The organism is Aminobacter sp. MSH1, assembly GCF_003071665.1.
Classification (GTDB): domain Bacteria; phylum Pseudomonadota; class Alphaproteobacteria; order Rhizobiales; family Rhizobiaceae; genus Aminobacter; species Aminobacter niigataensis.
Window position 1 is genome coordinate 5,237,863 of sequence record NZ_CP026265.1, and the last position, 15,443, is coordinate 5,253,305.

Here is a 15,443-nt window from a genome sequence, read left to right on the forward strand (position 1 = left end):
AGTGCCCGCACAATCATGCCCCCGGCTCACATCTTGGGCAGAAGCACCTTGTCGATGACATGGATGACGCCGTTCGACTGTTCGACATTGGCAATGGTGACATTGGCGACATTGCCGTTCTCGTCCTCGACGGTGACCTTGTCGCCGTCATACTTGGCGGTCCAGGTGCAGGCGCCGACGGTCTTGACCGGGTGAGCGCCCTTGTCGTCGTCGACCATCTTCTTGATGTCGGCCGCCATCGCCTTGGCGCCGACGACGTGGCAGGTCAGGATCTTGGTCAGCTGATCCTTGTTCTCCGGCTTGAGCAGGTTCTCGACGGTGCCGGCCGGCAGGGCGGCGAAGGCCTCGTTGGTCGGCGCGAAAACGGTGAACGGGCCCTTGCCCTGCAGCGTCTCGACCAGGCCGGCAGCCTTGACGGCGGCGACGAGCGTGGTGTGGTCCTTCGAGTTGACCGCGTTCTCGACGATGTTCTTGTCGGCAAACATCGCCGCACCGCCAACCATCGGGTTTTCGGCATAAGCAACGGTGGCGAGAGCGGAGAAAGCACCGGCGAGCAAAGCGAGAGAGATCTTACGCATATCGTAACTCCTTGGATTGTTTCCCGAGATGGAAAGGCACAAGGAATTACGGTTTCGAGCGAGAACAGTTTCACAAAAAAGCAGAAATATATATTTATTATCAAACGGTTATTTCTCAAAACCTTGTAGATACGTGGGTCAATGCGAATAAGTTTCGACCCACCTTGCTTATCTGCGAAGATTCTCAGATTTCCCGGAGGTCGCCGGCCGCAACCACAGGACCGGTCGGCTGGCCGGTCGGCGAACCGCCTGTCGGCTCGAGGCTGACTGCGAGCACGGCACCGGCTGCGAGCTTGTCGCGCATGTCTTCCTTGACCGGCATCTTCATGGTGGCGCCGACCGGAATGACGCCCATCGATACCGGCGGGTTGGTGCCTTCGATCATCCAGAGCTCGAAGTCCTTGCCGGTACCGCGTTCGCCCGCGACATGGGACAGACCGACCTCGCCGGAGGCGGCGTCGTACATGACCATGTACTTCACGTCGCTGCCGTCGGCGGCGAGCGATGCCACCATGCGCTCCTGCGGCACGTCGACCGGCGGGCTGATCATGGGCACGGCGACATAGATCGCCAGGGCAGCCACGGCAGCCGTTGCCAGGCCGCGCCAGAAGGCAAGGCTCGCCCACAGGCCGGCAGGCTGCCCAACCGGCGCCTGAGCGGTGGAGGAGAACAATCTGGCGTCGATGGCCTGCTTGACCGAGGCCGGCGCCTCGACCTCGGGATAGGCCGCGCCCAGCGGGGCGAACCGCACTTCCCATTCGTCGACGAGCCGGGCGAACCCAGGCTCGCCATCGATGCGCATACCGACCTGGCGGCGCTCGTCGGCAGGCAGGACGCCGAGAACGTATTCGGCGGCGACGATGTCGTCCCCTCCACGTTCCGGTCCATTGTCTTCCGCGAGCGTCATCTTTCCAGACATTCCCTAAGCTTCAACAGGCTGCGGCGCAGCCATGTCCGCATAGTATTGAGCGGCACGCCATGGCGTTCCGCGAGTTCGGCATAGCTCTCGCCCTTGAGATAGGCGCCGCGGACTGCGGCGGCCCGGTCCTTCTCCAGTTCCTCGAGGCAGCCGTGGATGCGCCCGGCCTCGTCGCCCGCCACCGCGGCGGCCTCCGGTCCCGGCGCGGGATCGGCAATCTCAAGCGCCTCGTCGATGGCGAAGGGTGCCTGGCGCCGTGCCCGGATACGATCGATCGCATGATTGCGCGCGATTGCCACAAGCCACGAGATGGGGCTGAGGTCGGAGGCGGCAAACCGGTCGGCCTTCGTCCAGATCTTGACGAAGACCTCCTGCAGCGCTTCCTCGGCATCTGCCCTGTCGTTCAATACACGCAGGCAGACGCCGAAAAGTTTCGAGCTCGTCTGCCGGTAGAGCAGATCGAAGGCACCGCGGTCCTTCATCGAGGTCCGCACGATCAGTTTGGTGATGTCCTGCGGCGTCATTGTCGCCACGTTACGTTGCGGAGGCCGAATTGCAACTGCTGTTTAGATTGCGCCACAACCTGCAACCGGTTTCGGCAGCGCAGGAGGCATGGCGTCACAGGCCGGACAGGGTCATCGAACCATTTGCCCCCTGCCCGGTTTCCGGCTAAGACCGCGCCGACCTTTTCCACCGATCCGGGACCATGCCGATGACGACGAACGTCGCCGCCACCGCCGAAATGCAGGCCGCCCTGCTTTCAGCCGCGCTGCCCTACATGCAGCGCTACGAGAACAAGACCGTCGTCGTGAAATATGGCGGCCACGCCATGGGCGACGTGGCGCTCGGCCGCGCTTTTGCCCGCGACATCGCTTTACTGAAGCAGTCGGGCGTCAACCCCATCGTGGTGCACGGCGGCGGCCCGCAGATCGGCGCCATGCTCAACAAGATGGGCATCGAATCGAAGTTCGAAGGCGGCCTGCGCGTCACCGACCAGAAGACGGTCGAGATCGTCGAGATGGTGCTGGCCGGCTCGATCAACAAGGAGATCGTCGCCCTGATCAACGCCGAGGGCGAGTGGGCGATCGGCCTGTGCGGCAAGGACGGCAACATGGTCTTCGCCGAAAAGGCCAAGAAGACCATGATCGACCCCGATTCGAACATCGAAAAGGTGCTCGACCTCGGCTTCGTCGGCGAGCCGGTCGAAGTCGACCGCACTTTGCTCGACCTTCTGGCCCGTTCCGAAATGATCCCGGTCCTGGCGCCCGTCGCCCCGGGCCGTGACGGCCACACCTACAACATCAACGCCGACACCTTCGCCGGCGCCATTGCCGGCGCGGTCAAGGCATCGCGGCTTTTGTTCCTCACCGACGTGCCGGGCGTCCTCGACAAGGACAAGAAGCTGATCGACGAGCTGACGGTCGCCGACGCCAAGGCGCTGATCAGGGACGGCACCATCTCGGGCGGCATGATCCCCAAGGTCGAGACCTGCATCGAGGCGATCGAGCGCGGCGTCGAAGGCGTCGTCATCCTCAACGGCAAGACGCCGCATTCGGTGCTGCTCGAGCTGTTCACCGAGCATGGCGCGGGCACGCTGATCGTCCCGTAAGCGATAACAGTTCTGCCCCAACGGACAATGACAAGGCCGGCTTTTGCCGGCCTTGTCATTTCAGCCCTTGCGTTCACGAAGCATTGAAGCGCTGCGGCTTTCCTTTTTCCCGTGTTGACGCACACTGATTCCGGGTCCCTCGGACGACAACCATGCTGGCTGCGCTGGCGCTGATGCTGTGCACGAGCTGCGAACTGCCTGCCACGCCGGTCATCGGCGTGGATGCCGGGACGGTGGATGTCGAGCTGGTTCTGGCCGTCGATGTCTCGAGTTCGATGGACGAAGGCGAGTTCGCCCTTCAGCGCGCCGGTTATGTCAAGGCGCTGCGCCACCCCGACTTCGTCAATGCCGTTCTGTCGGGCGTGAGGGGGCGCATTGCAGTGACCTATTTCGAGTGGGCGGGAACCGTCCAGCAGGAATCGGTCATACCCTGGCAGATCATCGACAGCCGCGACAGCGCCGACGAATTCGCCGCCAAGCTCGCCGTCAGGCCGATCGGCGGATCTGGCGGCACGTCGATCTCGAATGCGGTGGCGTTCGGCGCGAGCCTGCTGCAGGACAACGACTTCAGGGGCGAAAAGAAGGTCATCGACATCTCGGGCGACGGGCCGAACAACACCGGAGCGCCGGTGGAGGTCGCCCGCAACAACGCAGTTGCGACCGGCATCATCATCAACGGCCTGCCGATCCTCGTTCGACCGACGGGAAGCCTCGAACACATCGACCGCTACTACGCCGAATGCGTGACCGGCGGGCCCGGCTCGTTCGTCCTGCCCATTCATCTCGCATCGGAGTTCATCACCGCGATCCGCCGCAAGCTGATCCTCGAGGTCAGCGGCGTCACCGACGCGCCGGACATCCTGAAAATCCAGGCGACAGAACCCGTCAACTGTCTCGTCGGCGAACGCTACCGGCTGGTTTATCCAGAGCCGTAGTCGCTTACGGCCGCAGGTGCCCGAGCGGCACGTGGCCGGGCCCCTTGATGTTCTGCAGCACCAACTGCGTGTGCACGTCGCGCACGCCCGACAGCCGCATCAGGCGGTGCATGACGAAGGCGTTGAGGTCGTCGACGCTGGGCACCATGACGTGCAGCAGAAAGTCGTAGTCGCCGGTCATCGTCCAGCAGGCCGAGACCTCGTCCATCCGCTGCACGGCGGCGATGAATTTTTCCGGCGAGTCGTCGCTGTGGCTGACCAGCCTGACCTGGACGAAGACCTCGACCATGAGGCCCACCGCCCGACGGCCGATGCGGGCGGCAAAGCCCTTGATGACGCCGGCCTCCTGCAGCGCTTCGAAGCGCCGAGCGCAAGGCGTATTGGAGAGGCCGATCTCCTGCGCGATCTCGGACACCGGCTTGCGGCCGTCGCGCTGGAGAATATCGAGTATCTTGACCTCGAACTCGTCGAACTGAGGCATTTTCACTCCCTTGTGCATCATCTGCAGGTAAATATACCTCAATTCCCGGGCTGATGCGCGGAAAGAAGTGAATCCTGCTCGACAGCCCCGATTATGATTCGGCATCGAAACCATGTTGTCGGGAGGATCAGACAATGGGCATCAGCGTTCAGGACTACGCGCAGGAATGTGCGGCCCAAGGGTTGCGTGGCGACTACACGGTCTGCCGCCCCGACTTCACCGTCGAACAGAAATACGACTACAGCGCCGCCGAGCAGGAGGTGTGGCGCACATTGTGCGACCGCCAGACCAAGCTGACCCAGAGGCTGGCGCACAAATCCTATCTCGATGGCATGTCGGCGCTCGGCCTCGTCGACCGCATTCCGGACTTTCACGACGTCAGCGAGAAGCTGCGCAAGCTCTCCGGCTGGGAGATCGTCGCGGTGCCCGGCCTGATCCCGGCACAGCCGTTCTTCGATCATCTCGCCAATCGCCGTTTTCCCGTCACCAACTGGCTGAGGACCCGCGAAGAGCTCGACTACATCGTCGAGCCCGACATGTTCCACGACTTCTTCGGCCATGTGCCGGTGCTGAGCCAGCCGGTGTTCGGCGACTTCATGCAGATGTATGGCGAGAAGGCCGGCGACCTGATCGCGCTCGGCGGCGACGAGATGACCACCCGACTCTACTGGTACACGGCGGAATACGGCCTGATGCGTGAAGCCGGCCAGCCGCTCAAGGCATTCGGCGCAGGGCTGATGTCGTCGTTCACGGAACTGCAGTTCGCCGTCGAAAGCCCCGATGCCCACCATGTCCCGTTCGACATCGAGACGGTGATGCGCACGACCTACGAGATCGACAAGTTCCAGCGCGCCTATTTCGTGCTGCCGTCGTTCGACGTCCTCAGGGACGCTTTCCAGAACTCCGACCTGGCCGGCATCATCAAGCGCTGGAAGGATGAGCCGCCGCTCGACCCGGCGACGATCTAGGTGGCTAGCCGACGGCCAGCAGCACCAGGATGCCGCCGACGATCAGAACGCAACCGGCGATCTCGAGCCGGTTGATGCGTTCGCGGAAGAAAAAGACGCTCGACGCAAAGGTGAACAGCATCTCGATCTGGGCCAGCGACTTGACGATTGCCGCCTGCTGGAGCGTCATGGCCATGAACCAGCCGAAGGAGGCCGAAGCGCCGACAAGGCCGGTGAACAAGGCCGGCCGCCACGCCTTGGCAATGCGCGGCAGTTCGTCGCGCTCCTTCCAGACGATCCAGGCCAACATGATCAGCGTCTGGAAGACGATGACGACGGCAAGCGTGACCGCCGCCTGCATCATGAAATTCGGCCCGCCGAGCGAAAGCGAAGCGGCGCGGTAGGCGACGGCCGAGATGCCGAAGAACGTGCCCGAGGCCAGCCCGATCAGCGCGTTGCGGCTGAGCACCGAGGTCACCAGCGTGCGGGCGGTGAATGCCGTGTGCGCGACCGAGATCAGCATCACGCCGAAGACGCTGATGGCGATGGCCGCGATGGCGCCCGCCGTCGCCCGCTCGCCGAGGAACAGCAACCCGAACAGTGCCGCCTGCGCCGGCTCGGTACGCGAATAGGCGGTGCCGACGGCAAAGTTGCGGAACGAAAACAGGTGGATCAAAAGGAAGGTCGCGGCGATCTGGCCGACACCGCCGACCACGGCCCAAGCAAAAAACGCTCGGTTGAGCTGCGGCAGGTCGTAGCCGACGACAAAATGCAGCACGCCGACGAAGGCAAGCGCGAAGGGAAAACCGAAACCGAAGCGGACGAAGGTGGCACCGGTGGTGCCCATCACGCCCTTCAAATGCTTCTGCACCACCGACCGCAGGTTCTGCAGGAAGGCGGCGGCGATGGTGATGGGTATCCAGAGTTCCATGGAGATGTCCGGCGGGACGGCTGGAGGCGCCGCCCGTTCCCTCTAGAAGCGGCAAAGGCCGCGTGCAACCGTACGCGGCCTCAAAAACCTTGTGCCAGGAACAGATCAGGCCGCTTCGGGGACGCCCGTATCGAAGATCGCGCGGTTGCGGCCACGGCGCTTGGCCTCGTAGAGGCGCTTGTCGGCGCTTTTCATCAGTTCCGATACGTTGGCCTCGGACTCGCAGGTGGTGCCGCCGATGCTGACGGTCAGCGGCACGGAGCGCTCGTCGTTGGGCTGGAAGCGCAGCGCCTCGACCTCGCTGCGGATACGCTCGGCCACCAGCTTGGCCTCGTCCTTGGTTGCGCCAACCAGGAAGGCACCGAATTCCTCACCGCCGATGCGCCCGAGGATGTCGCCGCTGCGCACGCCGCGTGTGATCGCGGCGGCGATCTGGAGCAGCGCCTGGTCGCCGGTCAGGTGACCGAAGCTGTCGTTGATCTGCTTGAAGTGGTCGGCATCGATGATCAGCAGCGCGCCGCGATCGGTCTTGCGCCTGGACCCATCGAGGGCGGCAAAGAAGTTCTCTCGGTTGAGCATGCCGGTCATCTCGTCGCGGCTTGCCTTTTCCGAGAGGCGCTTGTGCGCGGCGGCAAGCTGGGCGTGGGCACGCGTCAGCTCTGCATGGGCCACCTTCAACTTTTCACGCTGCCAGAAGGTGTGGAAAGAAAAAGGAAATGCAATCAAGACGGGGCACAGCACCGGCAATAGATAAGCGGCGGTGTCGACAGTGCCATTCGTGAGCGGAATCACCGTCAGGACCAGCGCCATCGTGACCGCGATGCACAATAGTGTGACGAAACCGGATTTTAAAAGCACAATCTTCAATTTCTGCTCCCTGCCGACAGCTGGAATGCCAGCATCAACTGAAGGTCATCTTTCCCAGGTAGTTAAAATTCGACTTACCCCGCGTAAATTCGCCATCGTCCAACGCGATTGTGAGCGTGCGCGGACGCTTCCAAATTTCCTGAACCATGCCATAAGGGCGTCATGACCGATATTCCCGATCCCGCCCGCTTCGACCACGTCACCGACTGGGTGTTCGACCTCGACAACACGCTCTATCCGCATCATTCGAATCTGTTTTCCCAGATCGACGTGAAGATGACGGGCTATGTCGCGGAGCTGCTGACGCTGTCGCGCGAGGACGCGCGCAAGCTGCAGAAAGAACTCTATCTCGAATATGGCACGACGCTGAACGGCCTGATGCAGCGCCATGGCATCGATCCCGATGCGTTCCTCGAACATGTCCATGACATCGATTATTCCTGGCTGGTGCCGGATCCTGTACTGGGCGCTGCCATCCGCCAGCTGCCGGGCCGCAAGTTCATCTTCACCAACGGCAACCGCAGCCATGCCGAGCGCACCGCGCGCCAGCTTGGCATCCTCGACCATTTCGACGACATCTTCGACATCGTCGCCGCCGGCCTGACGCCCAAGCCGGCGCGCCAGCCCTACGAGACCTTCGCCGCCCTGCACAAGGTCACCGGCGCAAATGCCGTCATGTTCGAGGACCTGGCGCGCAACCTCTCGGTGCCGAAGTCGCTCGGCATGACGACGGTGCTGATCGTGCCGCGCAATTTCGAGCCGACCTTCTCGGAGATCTGGGAGAGCGATCCCACCCACGAGGACGACGTCGACTACGTCACCGACGATCTCGCGACCTTCCTGACGACGATCGTCGAGGCCAACGCCGCTTGAGCCGCTTCACCTCCGTCGAGGCGCGGATCGATGCGGCGGCACATGCCGTGCTCGACCGCTTGCCTGCCGGAGGCTTTTACGGTGCGCTCGTCGAATTCCTTGTCTTCGGGCTGAAGCAGGCCTGGGCCTGCCTGTTCGGCGGCGCCATGCTGGCATTGATCATGGCGACCAGGCTGTGGTGGCCTGCGGACGCCGGACTGACGCGCTACGACTTCCTGTTCCTCGCCGCGGTCGCCATCCAGGTCGCCATGCTGGCGCTGCGGCTGGAGAAGCCGTCCGAAGCCAAGGTCATCCTGATCTTCCACGTCGTCGGGACAGTGATGGAGGTGTTCAAGACCTCCGCCGGCTCGTGGATCTATCCCGAGGAGAACCTGTTTCGCATCGCCGGCGTGCCGCTGTTCTCCGGCTTCATGTATGCGGCGGTCGGCTCCTACCTCGCCCGCGTCAGCCGCATCTTCGACATGCGCTATACTGGCTATCCGCCGCTATGGGCGACGGTGCTGCTGTGCGCGGCGATCTACGTCAACTTCTTCGCCCATCATTTCACCATCGACATCCGCTACGGCCTGTTTGCGGCAACCGCCCTGCTCTACCTCACGACGGTGGTGCATTACCGCGTCTTCCGCTTCCGCCACCGCATGCCGCTGCTGCTCGGCTTCCTGCTGGTCGCGCTGTTCATCTGGCTCGCGGAGAACATCGGCACGTGGTCGCGCGCCTGGATCTATCCCGGCCAGCATGACGGCTGGACGCCGGTGTCGATCCAGAAGCTCGGCTCCTGGTATCTGCTGATGATCATATCCTTCGTGCTGGTGACGCTGGTCCACCGGCCGCGGCCGATGGACACGACGCCAGGCTCAAAGGCTGTAGAACTTGGCGATGATGTCCCAGGCCTCGTCGGCGGTATCGACAAAGTCGATGATGTCCTGGTCGCCCGGCGTGATCGTGCCCTGGTCGGCGAGGAAGTCGAGGTCGATCGCCCGCTCCCAAAATGACTTGCCGAACAGGATGACCGGCACGCGCTCCATGCGCCCGGTCTGGATCAGCGTCAGCGTCTCGAAGAACTCGTCCATCGTGCCGAAGCCGCCGGGAAACACGGCGACAGCCTTGGCGCGCATGACGAAATGCATCTTGCGGATGGCGAAGTAGTGGAAGTTGAAGCACAGCTCCGGTGTCACATAGGCATTGGGCGCCTGCTCGTGCGGCAGGACGATGTTGAGGCCTATGGAAGGCGCGCCGACATCGTCGGCACCGCGGTTGCCGGCTTCCATCACGCCCGGGCCGCCGCCGGTGACGACGACGAACTCGCGGTAGTAGGACGCAGCCGAATGCTGCGAGCACAGGCGGGCAAACTTGCGCGCCTCCTCGTAGTAGCGGCTGTTGGCCTCGAGGTTCTTGCGCTGCGTCTCGTTCTTCGCCGCCCAGGCCTCGCCGCCGGGCTCGGGAATACGCGCGCCGCCGAAAAGAATCACCGTGGAGCGTATGCCGCGTTCGGCCAGAATCATCTCGGTCTTGAGAAGTTCGAGCTGCAGCCGCACCGGGCGCAGGTCGCGCTGGGTCATGAAATCTTCGTCGTTCCAGGCAAGCCGGTAGGTCGAGGCGCGCGTCTGCGGCGTGTCGGGTACGCTTTTGGAACGTTCCAGGTCCTCGTCAGAGTGTGGCAGCGGCGTCCAGCCAGCCTTATCCATAGGATTCATTTTCTGCTCGACCCCAAATTACCGTTGCCCGCGACATTCCGCGGCGTCACCGCGATTGACCCCTCCACTAGCCTGAAATAGGGTCCGCGCGATTTTATGCCAGCTTAGAAGCCTTAACCTTAACGGTACGTAACGGAGATGTTCATGTCGAAGCCCGATCTCGCCAGCCTCGAAAAGACGATCGACAAGGCGTTCGAGGAACGCGACGGCATTTCGACATCGACGCGCGGCGAAGTCCGCGACGCCATCGAGACCGCACTCGACCTCCTGGACAAGGGCACTGCCCGCGTCGCGCAGCGCCAGGACGACGGCAAATGGCAGGTCAACCAGTGGCTCAAGAAGGCGGTGCTGCTGTCGTTCCGCCTGAACCCGATGGAACTCATTTCGGGTGCGCCCGGCGGCGCCTCGTGGTGGGACAAGGTGCCGTCCAAGTTCGACGGCTGGGGCTCGGTCGACTTCGAAAAGGCCGGCTTCCGCGCCGTGCCGTCGGCCGTCGTGCGCAAGTCGGCCTTCGTCGCTCCAGGCGCGGTACTGATGCCGTCCTTCGTCAATGTCGGCGCCTATGTCGACACCGGCACGATGGTCGATACCTGGGCCTCGGTCGGCTCCTGCGCCCAGATCGGCAAGAACGTGCACCTGTCCGGCGGCGTCGGCATCGGCGGCGTGCTCGAGCCGATGCAGGCCGGCCCGACCATCATCGAGGACAATTGCTTCATCGGCGCGCGTTCGGAAGTGGTCGAGGGCTGCATCGTGCGCGAAGGCTCGGTGCTCGGCATGGGCGTGTTCATCGGCCAGTCGACCAAGATCGTCGACCGCGCCACGGGCGAAATATTCTACGGTGAAGTGCCGGCCAATTCGGTCGTCGTCGCCGGCTCGCTGCCCGGCAAGCCGCTGCCCAATGGCGAGTCCGGCCCGAGCCTCTATTGCGCAGTCATCGTCAAGCGCGTAGACGCCAGGACCCGGTCCAAGACCTCGATCAACGAACTGCTCAGAGATTGACCTTTCGGCAGAATTTTCTGCCCGGGCATTTGAGCAAATCGCTCGAATGCCCGGCCAACAGAACGGACCAGATTCACTTGCCTGACAAATCCCAGCTTTTCTGGTTGTTCTTCCGATTCTCGGGCCGCGTGAACCGCGCGGCCTACGTGCTCGGCTTTCTGCTGATGCTGGTGACGATGTCGTTCCCGCTCTACCAGTTCATGCGCGTGCATCCCGAAAGCGGCGCGGCCCAGTTGTGGTCGATGCTGTTCGGCCTGAGCTTCCTGGTCTTCCTGTGGGCGCACATCGCCTTCAGCGTCAAACGCCTGCACGATTTCGACAAGCCAGGCCTCTTCGCGGTGGCGCTGTTCATCCCGGTGATCTCGATCTTCGCCTTCATCGCGCTCTGCTTCTATCCGGGAACGCCGGGCCCGAACCAGTTCGGCCACCAGACCAACGCGCCGCAATAGACCCTTCCTGTGAGGCCCAACGAGCGAGCCTGGTGCCTTCCCCATGACAGGTCGTGACGGGCGACGCTGTAGCGAGGCTTAACTCGGCGTTCACCGGAGCAACCGAACGTCGTGACAGGGCCGGGCGATTCAATTATCGCTGTGGCCATGAAACTGCCTACAGATCCCGCCGAGAACCTTGCCGCCCTCATTCGCTGCCCGTCGGTCACCCCGGCTGAAGGCGGCGCCCTGACGGCGCTGGAAGCCATGCTGAAGCCGCTCGGCTTCGCCGTCGACCGCCCCACCTTCTCCGAGACGGGCACACCCGACATCGAGAACCTCTATGCCCGCCGGTCCGGCAACGGACCGCACCTGATGTTCGCCGGCCACACCGACGTCGTGCCGGTCGGCGACGAGGCGGCGTGGACGCACCCGCCGTTCTCGGCAGCCATCGCCAATGGCGAAATGTATGGCCGCGGTGCCGTCGACATGAAGGGTGGCATCGCCTGCTTCGTGGCGGCGGTGGCGCGCCATGTCGAGGCCAATGGCGGCCCGAAAGGATCGGTATCGCTGCTGATCACCGGCGACGAGGAAGGCCCCGCGATCAACGGCACCGTCAAGCTGCTCGAATGGGCAGCCGCACGCGGCGAGAAGTGGGACGCTTCGCTGGTCGGCGAGCCGACCAACCCGGATATGCTGGGCGACATGATCAAGATCGGCCGGCGTGGCTCGGTGTCGGGCGTCGTCACCGTCAACGGACGCCAGGGCCATGCCGCCTATCCGCACCTCGCCGACAATCCGGTGCGCGGGCTGATGACGCTGGTCGACGCGCTGCTCAACCCTGCCTTCGACAAGGGCACCAGGGATTTCCAGCCGAGCAACCTCGAGGTCACCACCTTCGACGTCGGCAATCCGGCCACCAACGTCATTCCGGCCAAGGCGACGGCAGCCTTCAACATCCGCTTCAACGACACCTGGACGGTGGAGACGCTGCAGGCGGAGATCCACAATCGCCTGGACAAGGCGAGCGGCCGGAAGAAATACCGCAAGGGCCGCAAGGAGCCGATCGAATTCGAGCTGACCTGGCGCGACACGCCGAGCCATGTCTTTTTGACCCGCGACGACAAGCTGGTCGACGCTCTGGCGGGCTCGATCAAGGCTGTCACCGGCCGCAAGCCGAAACTGTCGACCACCGGCGGCACGTCGGATGCGCGATTCATCAAGGATTATTGCCCGGTCGTCGAATTCGGGCTGGTGGGCAAAACCATGCACATGGTCGATGAGCGCGTGCCGCTTGCCGAACTCGAAATGCTGACACAGGTCTACCAGCGCTTCCTGGAAGACTGGTTCGGATGACAGCTTAGGACGCGATGTTGGGCAGCAGTGAAATCCAGCAATATCTGTCCGGTGCCTGGCGGCTGATGCTGGGCAAGGCCGACGGCCTGCGCCTGCTCGATCTCAGCGCCGACGGGTTCTGGAACTCGTTCTTCGCCATCCTGATCGCCGTGCCGGCCTTGATCATCGGCTGGGTCGGGGTCTCCGACGAGCTTGCCCTGCAATCGACCGCATTCGCAGGCCGCTTCGGCATCGTCGTCCGGCTGGCGCTGGTCGACATCGGTGCCTGGGTCCTGCCGCTGATCGTCTTTGCCCTGGTGGCACGCCGCGCCGGCGTCGGCGACCGCTTCGTGCACTATGTCGTGGCCAGCAACTGGGCTTCGGCCATCATCGCCTGGCTGATGCTGCCCGCCGCCCTGCTCCGGATGCTGATGCCGGCGGCGCAGAGCGCCACGTCAGCGCTGTCGCTGGCGCTGTTCGTGCTGTCGATGGTGCTCAGCTGGCGCATGACCAATGCGGCGATCGGCAAGGGGGCTGCGGTCGGCTCGGCAGTCTTTGCCGGCATGTTCCTGGTGTCGCTGCTCGTGCTGTTTTCGCTGCAGTCGATGTTCGGGATCTACGTGCCCGCATAATCCACGCCGGTCAGGTAAAGACCGTCCGGCGGCGCCACCTGTCCGCAAGCGGCGCGGTCCTGCGCCTCAAGTGCCGCCCTGAGATCGTCGGCCGTCCAGCCGCCCTCGCCGACCCGCTTCAGGCTGCCGACCATCGATCGGACCTGGTTATGCAGGAACGAGCGAGCCGAAGTCCTGACCTCGATCATGTCGCCGGAACGCGTCACGTCGAGCCGGTCGAGCGTGCGGACAGGGCTGTTGGCCTGGCACTGGGTCGAGCGGAAAGTGGTGAAATCGTGCCGCCCGAGCAGGAGCTTGGCCGCCTCTGCCATCGCCTCGTGGTCGAGGCGCTTGGGCACCCACCAGACCCTGCCACGCTCCAGTGCGGCTGGCGCACGGCGATTGAGGATACGGTAGATGTAATGGCGCCCTGTGGCGGAGAAACGGGCGTCGAAATCGTCTGGCACTTGCCGGGCGGCGAGCACCGATACCGTCTCGCCGGCAGCCTGCATATGCGCGTTTACGGCATCGCGCACCTTGTCGTCAGCCCATGCCTTGGTGAGGTCGGCATGGGCGACCTGGGCGGACGCGTGCACGCCGGCATCCGTGCGGCCAGCGCCGCGCAGCGAGATGTCATCGCCGGAGAATTTCAGGATTGCCTGCTCGATCGCCGCCTGCACCGTATGCAGCCCGGCCTGTCGCTGCCAGCCGGCGTAGCCGCGACCGTCATATTCGATATCAAGGCGATAGCGCGGCATGTGCTGTCAAAACTCCGGCCGCTTTACGCGGCCAGAGCCGTACCGAAGGCCGAGGCGTAGACCAGCTGGCCGGTCTCGGGCGCATCGCCCCAGGCCAGCGCCTGCAGCGCCTCGCACTGGTAGTCGCTTTCGAACTTGGCCGCGCGGTCGTGCGTATAGCCGAAGCGGCCGTAATAGGCCGGATCGCCGAGCACCACGGCCAGCGTCTCGCCGCCATCCTTGAGGCGGATATGAGCCTCGCGGATCAGCGCGCCACCGATGCCGGTACCGTGGAAATCGGGCTCGACTGCCAGCGGTGCAAGCGCAACTGCCGGAACAGTCTTGCCGCCGTTTTGGACATAGAGCCTGGAAAACAGGATGTGGCCGACAACGTCGCCATCTTCTTCGGCCACCAGTTCGACGACCGCGTCGCCCTCGGCGACCAGTGCATCGACGAGACCGGCTTCGGCCTGCTGCCCGAAGGCGTGTTCTTCGACGAGGCGGATCGCCTCGCGGTCGCGGGGCGTTGCCGCCCGGATCGACATCATGCTCATGACAACTTCATTCCTTTTTCGATCTTGGCACCGCGCAGGAATTCATCCGCGGTGACGGGTTTTCCTCCCGCCCTTTGCACCTCGACCAGCCTGACGGCGGCTTCGCCACAGGCAATCTCCAACCGGTCGTCGAGAACCGTTCCCGGCTCTCCTTGTCCGGCGGCACGTTTCGAGCGCAGCACTTTCAAGCGCTCAGTCCGTCCGCCGATCTCGAACTCGCACCAGGCGCCGGGAAATGGCGACAGGCCGCGGATATTGTTGTCGACCGCCGTCGCCGGCAAAGTCCAATCGATCCGCGTCTCCGCTTTATCGATTTTTTTGGCGTAGGTCACGCCTTCGCTGGCCTGGGGCACCGTTTCCAGTCTGCCCGCTTCGAGCTCAGCCAGCGCTTCTACCATGAGCGAGGCACCTACCGCCATCAGACGATCGTGCAACTCGCCAGCCGTCATGTCGGGTCCGATCGCGACTTTTTCAAGTCGCCCGACCGGTCCGGTGTCCAATCCCTCTTCCATCCGCATAACCATCATGCCGGTTTCAGCATCACCGGCCATGATCGCGCGCTGGATGGGCGCGGCCCCGCGCCAGCGCGGCAGAAGCGAGGCATGGCCGTTGTAGCAGCCCAATCGAGTGCCTTCGAGAATGGCCTTCGGCAGCAACAAGCCATAGGCCACGACCACGGCGACATCGGCCTTGAGCCCGGCGAATGTCGCATGCTCTGCGTCGCTTTTCAGCGAAAGCGGCGTGCGTATTTCGATGCCCAGCCGCTCAGCCTCGCGCTGCACCGGCGAGGGCGTGAGCTCCAGTCCGCGACGGCCCGCGGCGCGCGGCGGCTGCGAATAGACGGCGACGACCTCGTGGCCAGCCGCGACGATCGCACGCAGCGTCGGCACGGAAAAATCCGGCGTTCCCATGAAGATGACGCGAAGGCTCATGAGGGTATGCAGT

Annotated in this window: 18 protein-coding genes and 1 pseudogene; 9 read left to right on the top strand and 10 right to left on the bottom strand. The window is 63.8% G+C overall.

The annotated features are described in order from the left end of the window. Window positions 1-26 precede the first annotated feature (26 nt). From CO731_RS26035 to CO731_RS26045, 3 genes are all read right to left on the bottom strand, one after another. On the bottom strand, window positions 27-578 hold the full coding sequence (locus tag CO731_RS26035; protein WP_108609485.1) for a fasciclin domain-containing protein: 552 nt from the start codon (window positions 576-578) through the stop codon (window positions 27-29). Between the two features lie 184 nt (window positions 579-762). Beyond that, window positions 763-1,485 (bottom strand): anti-sigma factor, encoded by a 723-nt coding sequence (locus tag CO731_RS26040; RefSeq protein ID WP_108609486.1) that lies wholly within the window; start codon window positions 1,483-1,485, stop codon window positions 763-765. Continuing rightward, a complete protein-coding gene (locus tag CO731_RS26045; RefSeq protein WP_108609487.1) occupies window positions 1,482-2,021 on the bottom strand; it encodes a sigma-70 family RNA polymerase sigma factor in 540 nt (179 codons plus the stop codon). The genes CO731_RS26040 and CO731_RS26045 overlap by 4 nt, the downstream gene beginning before the upstream one ends. 182 nt (window positions 2,022-2,203) lie before the next feature. Here CO731_RS26045 and argB point away from each other — a divergent pair, with 182 nt between their 5' ends. Together argB and CO731_RS26055 are read left to right on the top strand one after the other, a co-directional pair. Continuing rightward, a complete protein-coding gene (gene argB / locus CO731_RS26050) occupies window positions 2,204-3,106 on the top strand; it encodes an acetylglutamate kinase (protein WP_183264119.1) in 903 nt (300 codons plus the stop codon). A gap of 152 nt (window positions 3,107-3,258) precedes the next feature. Then, complete coding sequence (locus tag CO731_RS26055) at window positions 3,259-4,041, top strand: DUF1194 domain-containing protein (protein WP_108609488.1); 783 nt, start codon at window positions 3,259-3,261, stop codon at window positions 4,039-4,041. Between the two features lie 4 nt (window positions 4,042-4,045). On the opposite strand, the gene CO731_RS26060 is transcribed toward CO731_RS26055, so the two are convergent. Beyond that, window positions 4,046-4,522: an Lrp/AsnC family transcriptional regulator gene (locus CO731_RS26060; RefSeq protein WP_108610068.1), complete on the bottom strand. Its 477-nt coding sequence runs from the start codon at window positions 4,520-4,522 to the stop codon at window positions 4,046-4,048. A 134-nt stretch (window positions 4,523-4,656) separates the two neighbouring features. Between CO731_RS26060 and phhA the strand changes: the two genes are divergently transcribed. Then, window positions 4,657-5,490 carry a phenylalanine 4-monooxygenase gene (phhA, locus tag CO731_RS26065; RefSeq protein ID WP_108609489.1) on the top strand — a complete coding sequence of 278 codons (834 nt, stop codon included), beginning with the start codon at window positions 4,657-4,659 and terminating at the stop codon, window positions 5,488-5,490. A 4-nt stretch (window positions 5,491-5,494) separates the two neighbouring features. Here the strand turns inward: phhA and CO731_RS26070 are convergent, their stop codons facing one another. Together CO731_RS26070 and CO731_RS26075 are read right to left on the bottom strand one after the other, a co-directional pair. Beyond that, a complete protein-coding gene (locus CO731_RS26070) occupies window positions 5,495-6,400 on the bottom strand; it encodes a DMT family transporter (RefSeq protein ID WP_108609490.1) in 906 nt (301 codons plus the stop codon). Between the two features lie 105 nt (window positions 6,401-6,505). After that, on the bottom strand, window positions 6,506-7,267 hold the full coding sequence (locus CO731_RS26075; RefSeq protein ID WP_245439537.1) for a GGDEF domain-containing protein: 762 nt from the start codon (window positions 7,265-7,267) through the stop codon (window positions 6,506-6,508). Between the two features lie 162 nt (window positions 7,268-7,429). On the opposite strand from CO731_RS26075, the gene CO731_RS26080 reads away from it, so the two are divergent. After that, window positions 7,430-8,140, top strand: coding sequence for a pyrimidine 5'-nucleotidase (locus CO731_RS26080; protein ID WP_055980607.1), 711 nt, complete (start codon window positions 7,430-7,432; stop codon window positions 8,138-8,140). Continuing rightward, a pseudogene (locus CO731_RS26085) lies at window positions 8,137-8,976 on the top strand (DUF817 domain-containing protein); the annotation flags it as partial. The gene CO731_RS26080 and the pseudogene CO731_RS26085, both read left to right, overlap by 4 nt. An 18-nt stretch (window positions 8,977-8,994) precedes the next feature. On the opposite strand, the gene CO731_RS26090 reads toward CO731_RS26085, so the two are convergent. Next, window positions 8,995-9,834, bottom strand: a complete 840-nt coding sequence (locus tag CO731_RS26090) for an LOG family protein (protein WP_108609491.1) — start codon at window positions 9,832-9,834, stop codon at window positions 8,995-8,997. A 144-nt stretch (window positions 9,835-9,978) separates the two neighbouring features. Here CO731_RS26090 and dapD point away from each other — a divergent pair, with 144 nt between their 5' ends. The 4 genes from dapD to CO731_RS26110 all read left to right on the top strand — a co-directional run bounded on the left by dapD (window position 9,979) and on the right by CO731_RS26110 (window position 13,228). Beyond that, window positions 9,979-10,833, top strand: coding sequence for a 2,3,4,5-tetrahydropyridine-2,6-dicarboxylate N-succinyltransferase (gene dapD, locus CO731_RS26095; protein ID WP_108610070.1), 855 nt, complete (start codon window positions 9,979-9,981; stop codon window positions 10,831-10,833). 77 nt (window positions 10,834-10,910) lie between these two features. Then, complete coding sequence (locus tag CO731_RS26100; protein WP_108610071.1) at window positions 10,911-11,282, top strand: DUF805 domain-containing protein; 372 nt, start codon at window positions 10,911-10,913, stop codon at window positions 11,280-11,282. 147 nt (window positions 11,283-11,429) lie between these two features. Then, window positions 11,430-12,617 carry a succinyl-diaminopimelate desuccinylase gene (dapE, locus tag CO731_RS26105; protein ID WP_108609492.1) on the top strand — a complete coding sequence of 396 codons (1,188 nt, stop codon included), beginning with the start codon at window positions 11,430-11,432 and terminating at the stop codon, window positions 12,615-12,617. Between the two features lie 14 nt (window positions 12,618-12,631). Further along, the gene (locus CO731_RS26110) at window positions 12,632-13,228 is read left to right on the top strand and encodes a transporter (protein WP_108609493.1); all 597 of its coding nucleotides are present in this window, start codon (window positions 12,632-12,634) and stop codon (window positions 13,226-13,228) included. Here CO731_RS26110 and truA read toward each other — a convergent pair. The 3 genes from truA to fmt are packed head-to-tail and all read right to left on the bottom strand — an operon-like array spanning window position 13,213 to window position 15,430. Continuing rightward, complete coding sequence (gene truA, locus CO731_RS26115; RefSeq protein ID WP_108609494.1) at window positions 13,213-13,965, bottom strand: tRNA pseudouridine(38-40) synthase TruA; 753 nt, start codon at window positions 13,963-13,965, stop codon at window positions 13,213-13,215. The genes CO731_RS26110 and truA overlap by 16 nt on opposite strands. Window positions 13,966-13,988: 23 nt before the next feature. Then, on the bottom strand, window positions 13,989-14,498 hold the full coding sequence (locus tag CO731_RS26120; RefSeq protein WP_108609495.1) for an N-acetyltransferase: 510 nt from the start codon (window positions 14,496-14,498) through the stop codon (window positions 13,989-13,991). Beyond that, window positions 14,495-15,430, bottom strand: coding sequence for a methionyl-tRNA formyltransferase (gene fmt / locus CO731_RS26125; RefSeq protein ID WP_108609496.1), 936 nt, complete (start codon window positions 15,428-15,430; stop codon window positions 14,495-14,497). The genes CO731_RS26120 and fmt overlap by 4 nt, the downstream gene beginning before the upstream one ends. Between the last annotated feature and the right edge of the window lie 13 nt (window positions 15,431-15,443).

Bases quoted from the DNA above. Each gene is read 5' to 3' on its own strand.
- CO731_RS26090 (WP_108609491.1), bottom strand. From the start codon at position 9,834: ATGAATCCTATGGATAAGGCTGGCTGGACGCCGCTGCCACACTCTGAC.
- fmt (WP_108609496.1), bottom strand. From the start codon at position 15,430: ATGAGCCTTCGCGTCATCTTCATGGGAACGCCGGATTTTTCCGTGCCG.
- CO731_RS26070 (WP_108609490.1), bottom strand. From the start codon at position 6,400: ATGGAACTCTGGATACCCATCACCATCGCCGCCGCCTTCCTGCAGAAC.
- dapD (WP_108610070.1), top strand. From the start codon at position 9,979: ATGTCGAAGCCCGATCTCGCCAGCCTCGAAAAGACGATCGACAAGGCG.
- CO731_RS26045 (WP_108609487.1), bottom strand. From the start codon at position 2,021: ATGACGCCGCAGGACATCACCAAACTGATCGTGCGGACCTCGATGAAG.
- CO731_RS26055 (WP_108609488.1), top strand. From the start codon at position 3,259: ATGCTGGCTGCGCTGGCGCTGATGCTGTGCACGAGCTGCGAACTGCCT.
- phhA (WP_108609489.1), top strand. From the start codon at position 4,657: ATGGGCATCAGCGTTCAGGACTACGCGCAGGAATGTGCGGCCCAAGGG.
- CO731_RS26040 (WP_108609486.1), bottom strand. From the start codon at position 1,485: ATGACGCTCGCGGAAGACAATGGACCGGAACGTGGAGGGGACGACATC.
- CO731_RS26035 (WP_108609485.1), bottom strand. From the start codon at position 578: ATGCGTAAGATCTCTCTCGCTTTGCTCGCCGGTGCTTTCTCCGCTCTC.
- CO731_RS26060 (WP_108610068.1), bottom strand. From the start codon at position 4,522: ATGCCTCAGTTCGACGAGTTCGAGGTCAAGATACTCGATATTCTCCAG.
- CO731_RS26110 (WP_108609493.1), top strand. From the start codon at position 12,632: ATGTTGGGCAGCAGTGAAATCCAGCAATATCTGTCCGGTGCCTGGCGG.
- CO731_RS26120 (WP_108609495.1), bottom strand. From the start codon at position 14,498: ATGAGCATGATGTCGATCCGGGCGGCAACGCCCCGCGACCGCGAGGCG.
- truA (WP_108609494.1), bottom strand. From the start codon at position 13,965: ATGCCGCGCTATCGCCTTGATATCGAATATGACGGTCGCGGCTACGCC.
- argB (WP_183264119.1), top strand. From the start codon at position 2,204: ATGCCGATGACGACGAACGTCGCCGCCACCGCCGAAATGCAGGCCGCC.
- dapE (WP_108609492.1), top strand. From the start codon at position 11,430: ATGAAACTGCCTACAGATCCCGCCGAGAACCTTGCCGCCCTCATTCGC.
- CO731_RS26080 (WP_055980607.1), top strand. From the start codon at position 7,430: ATGACCGATATTCCCGATCCCGCCCGCTTCGACCACGTCACCGACTGG.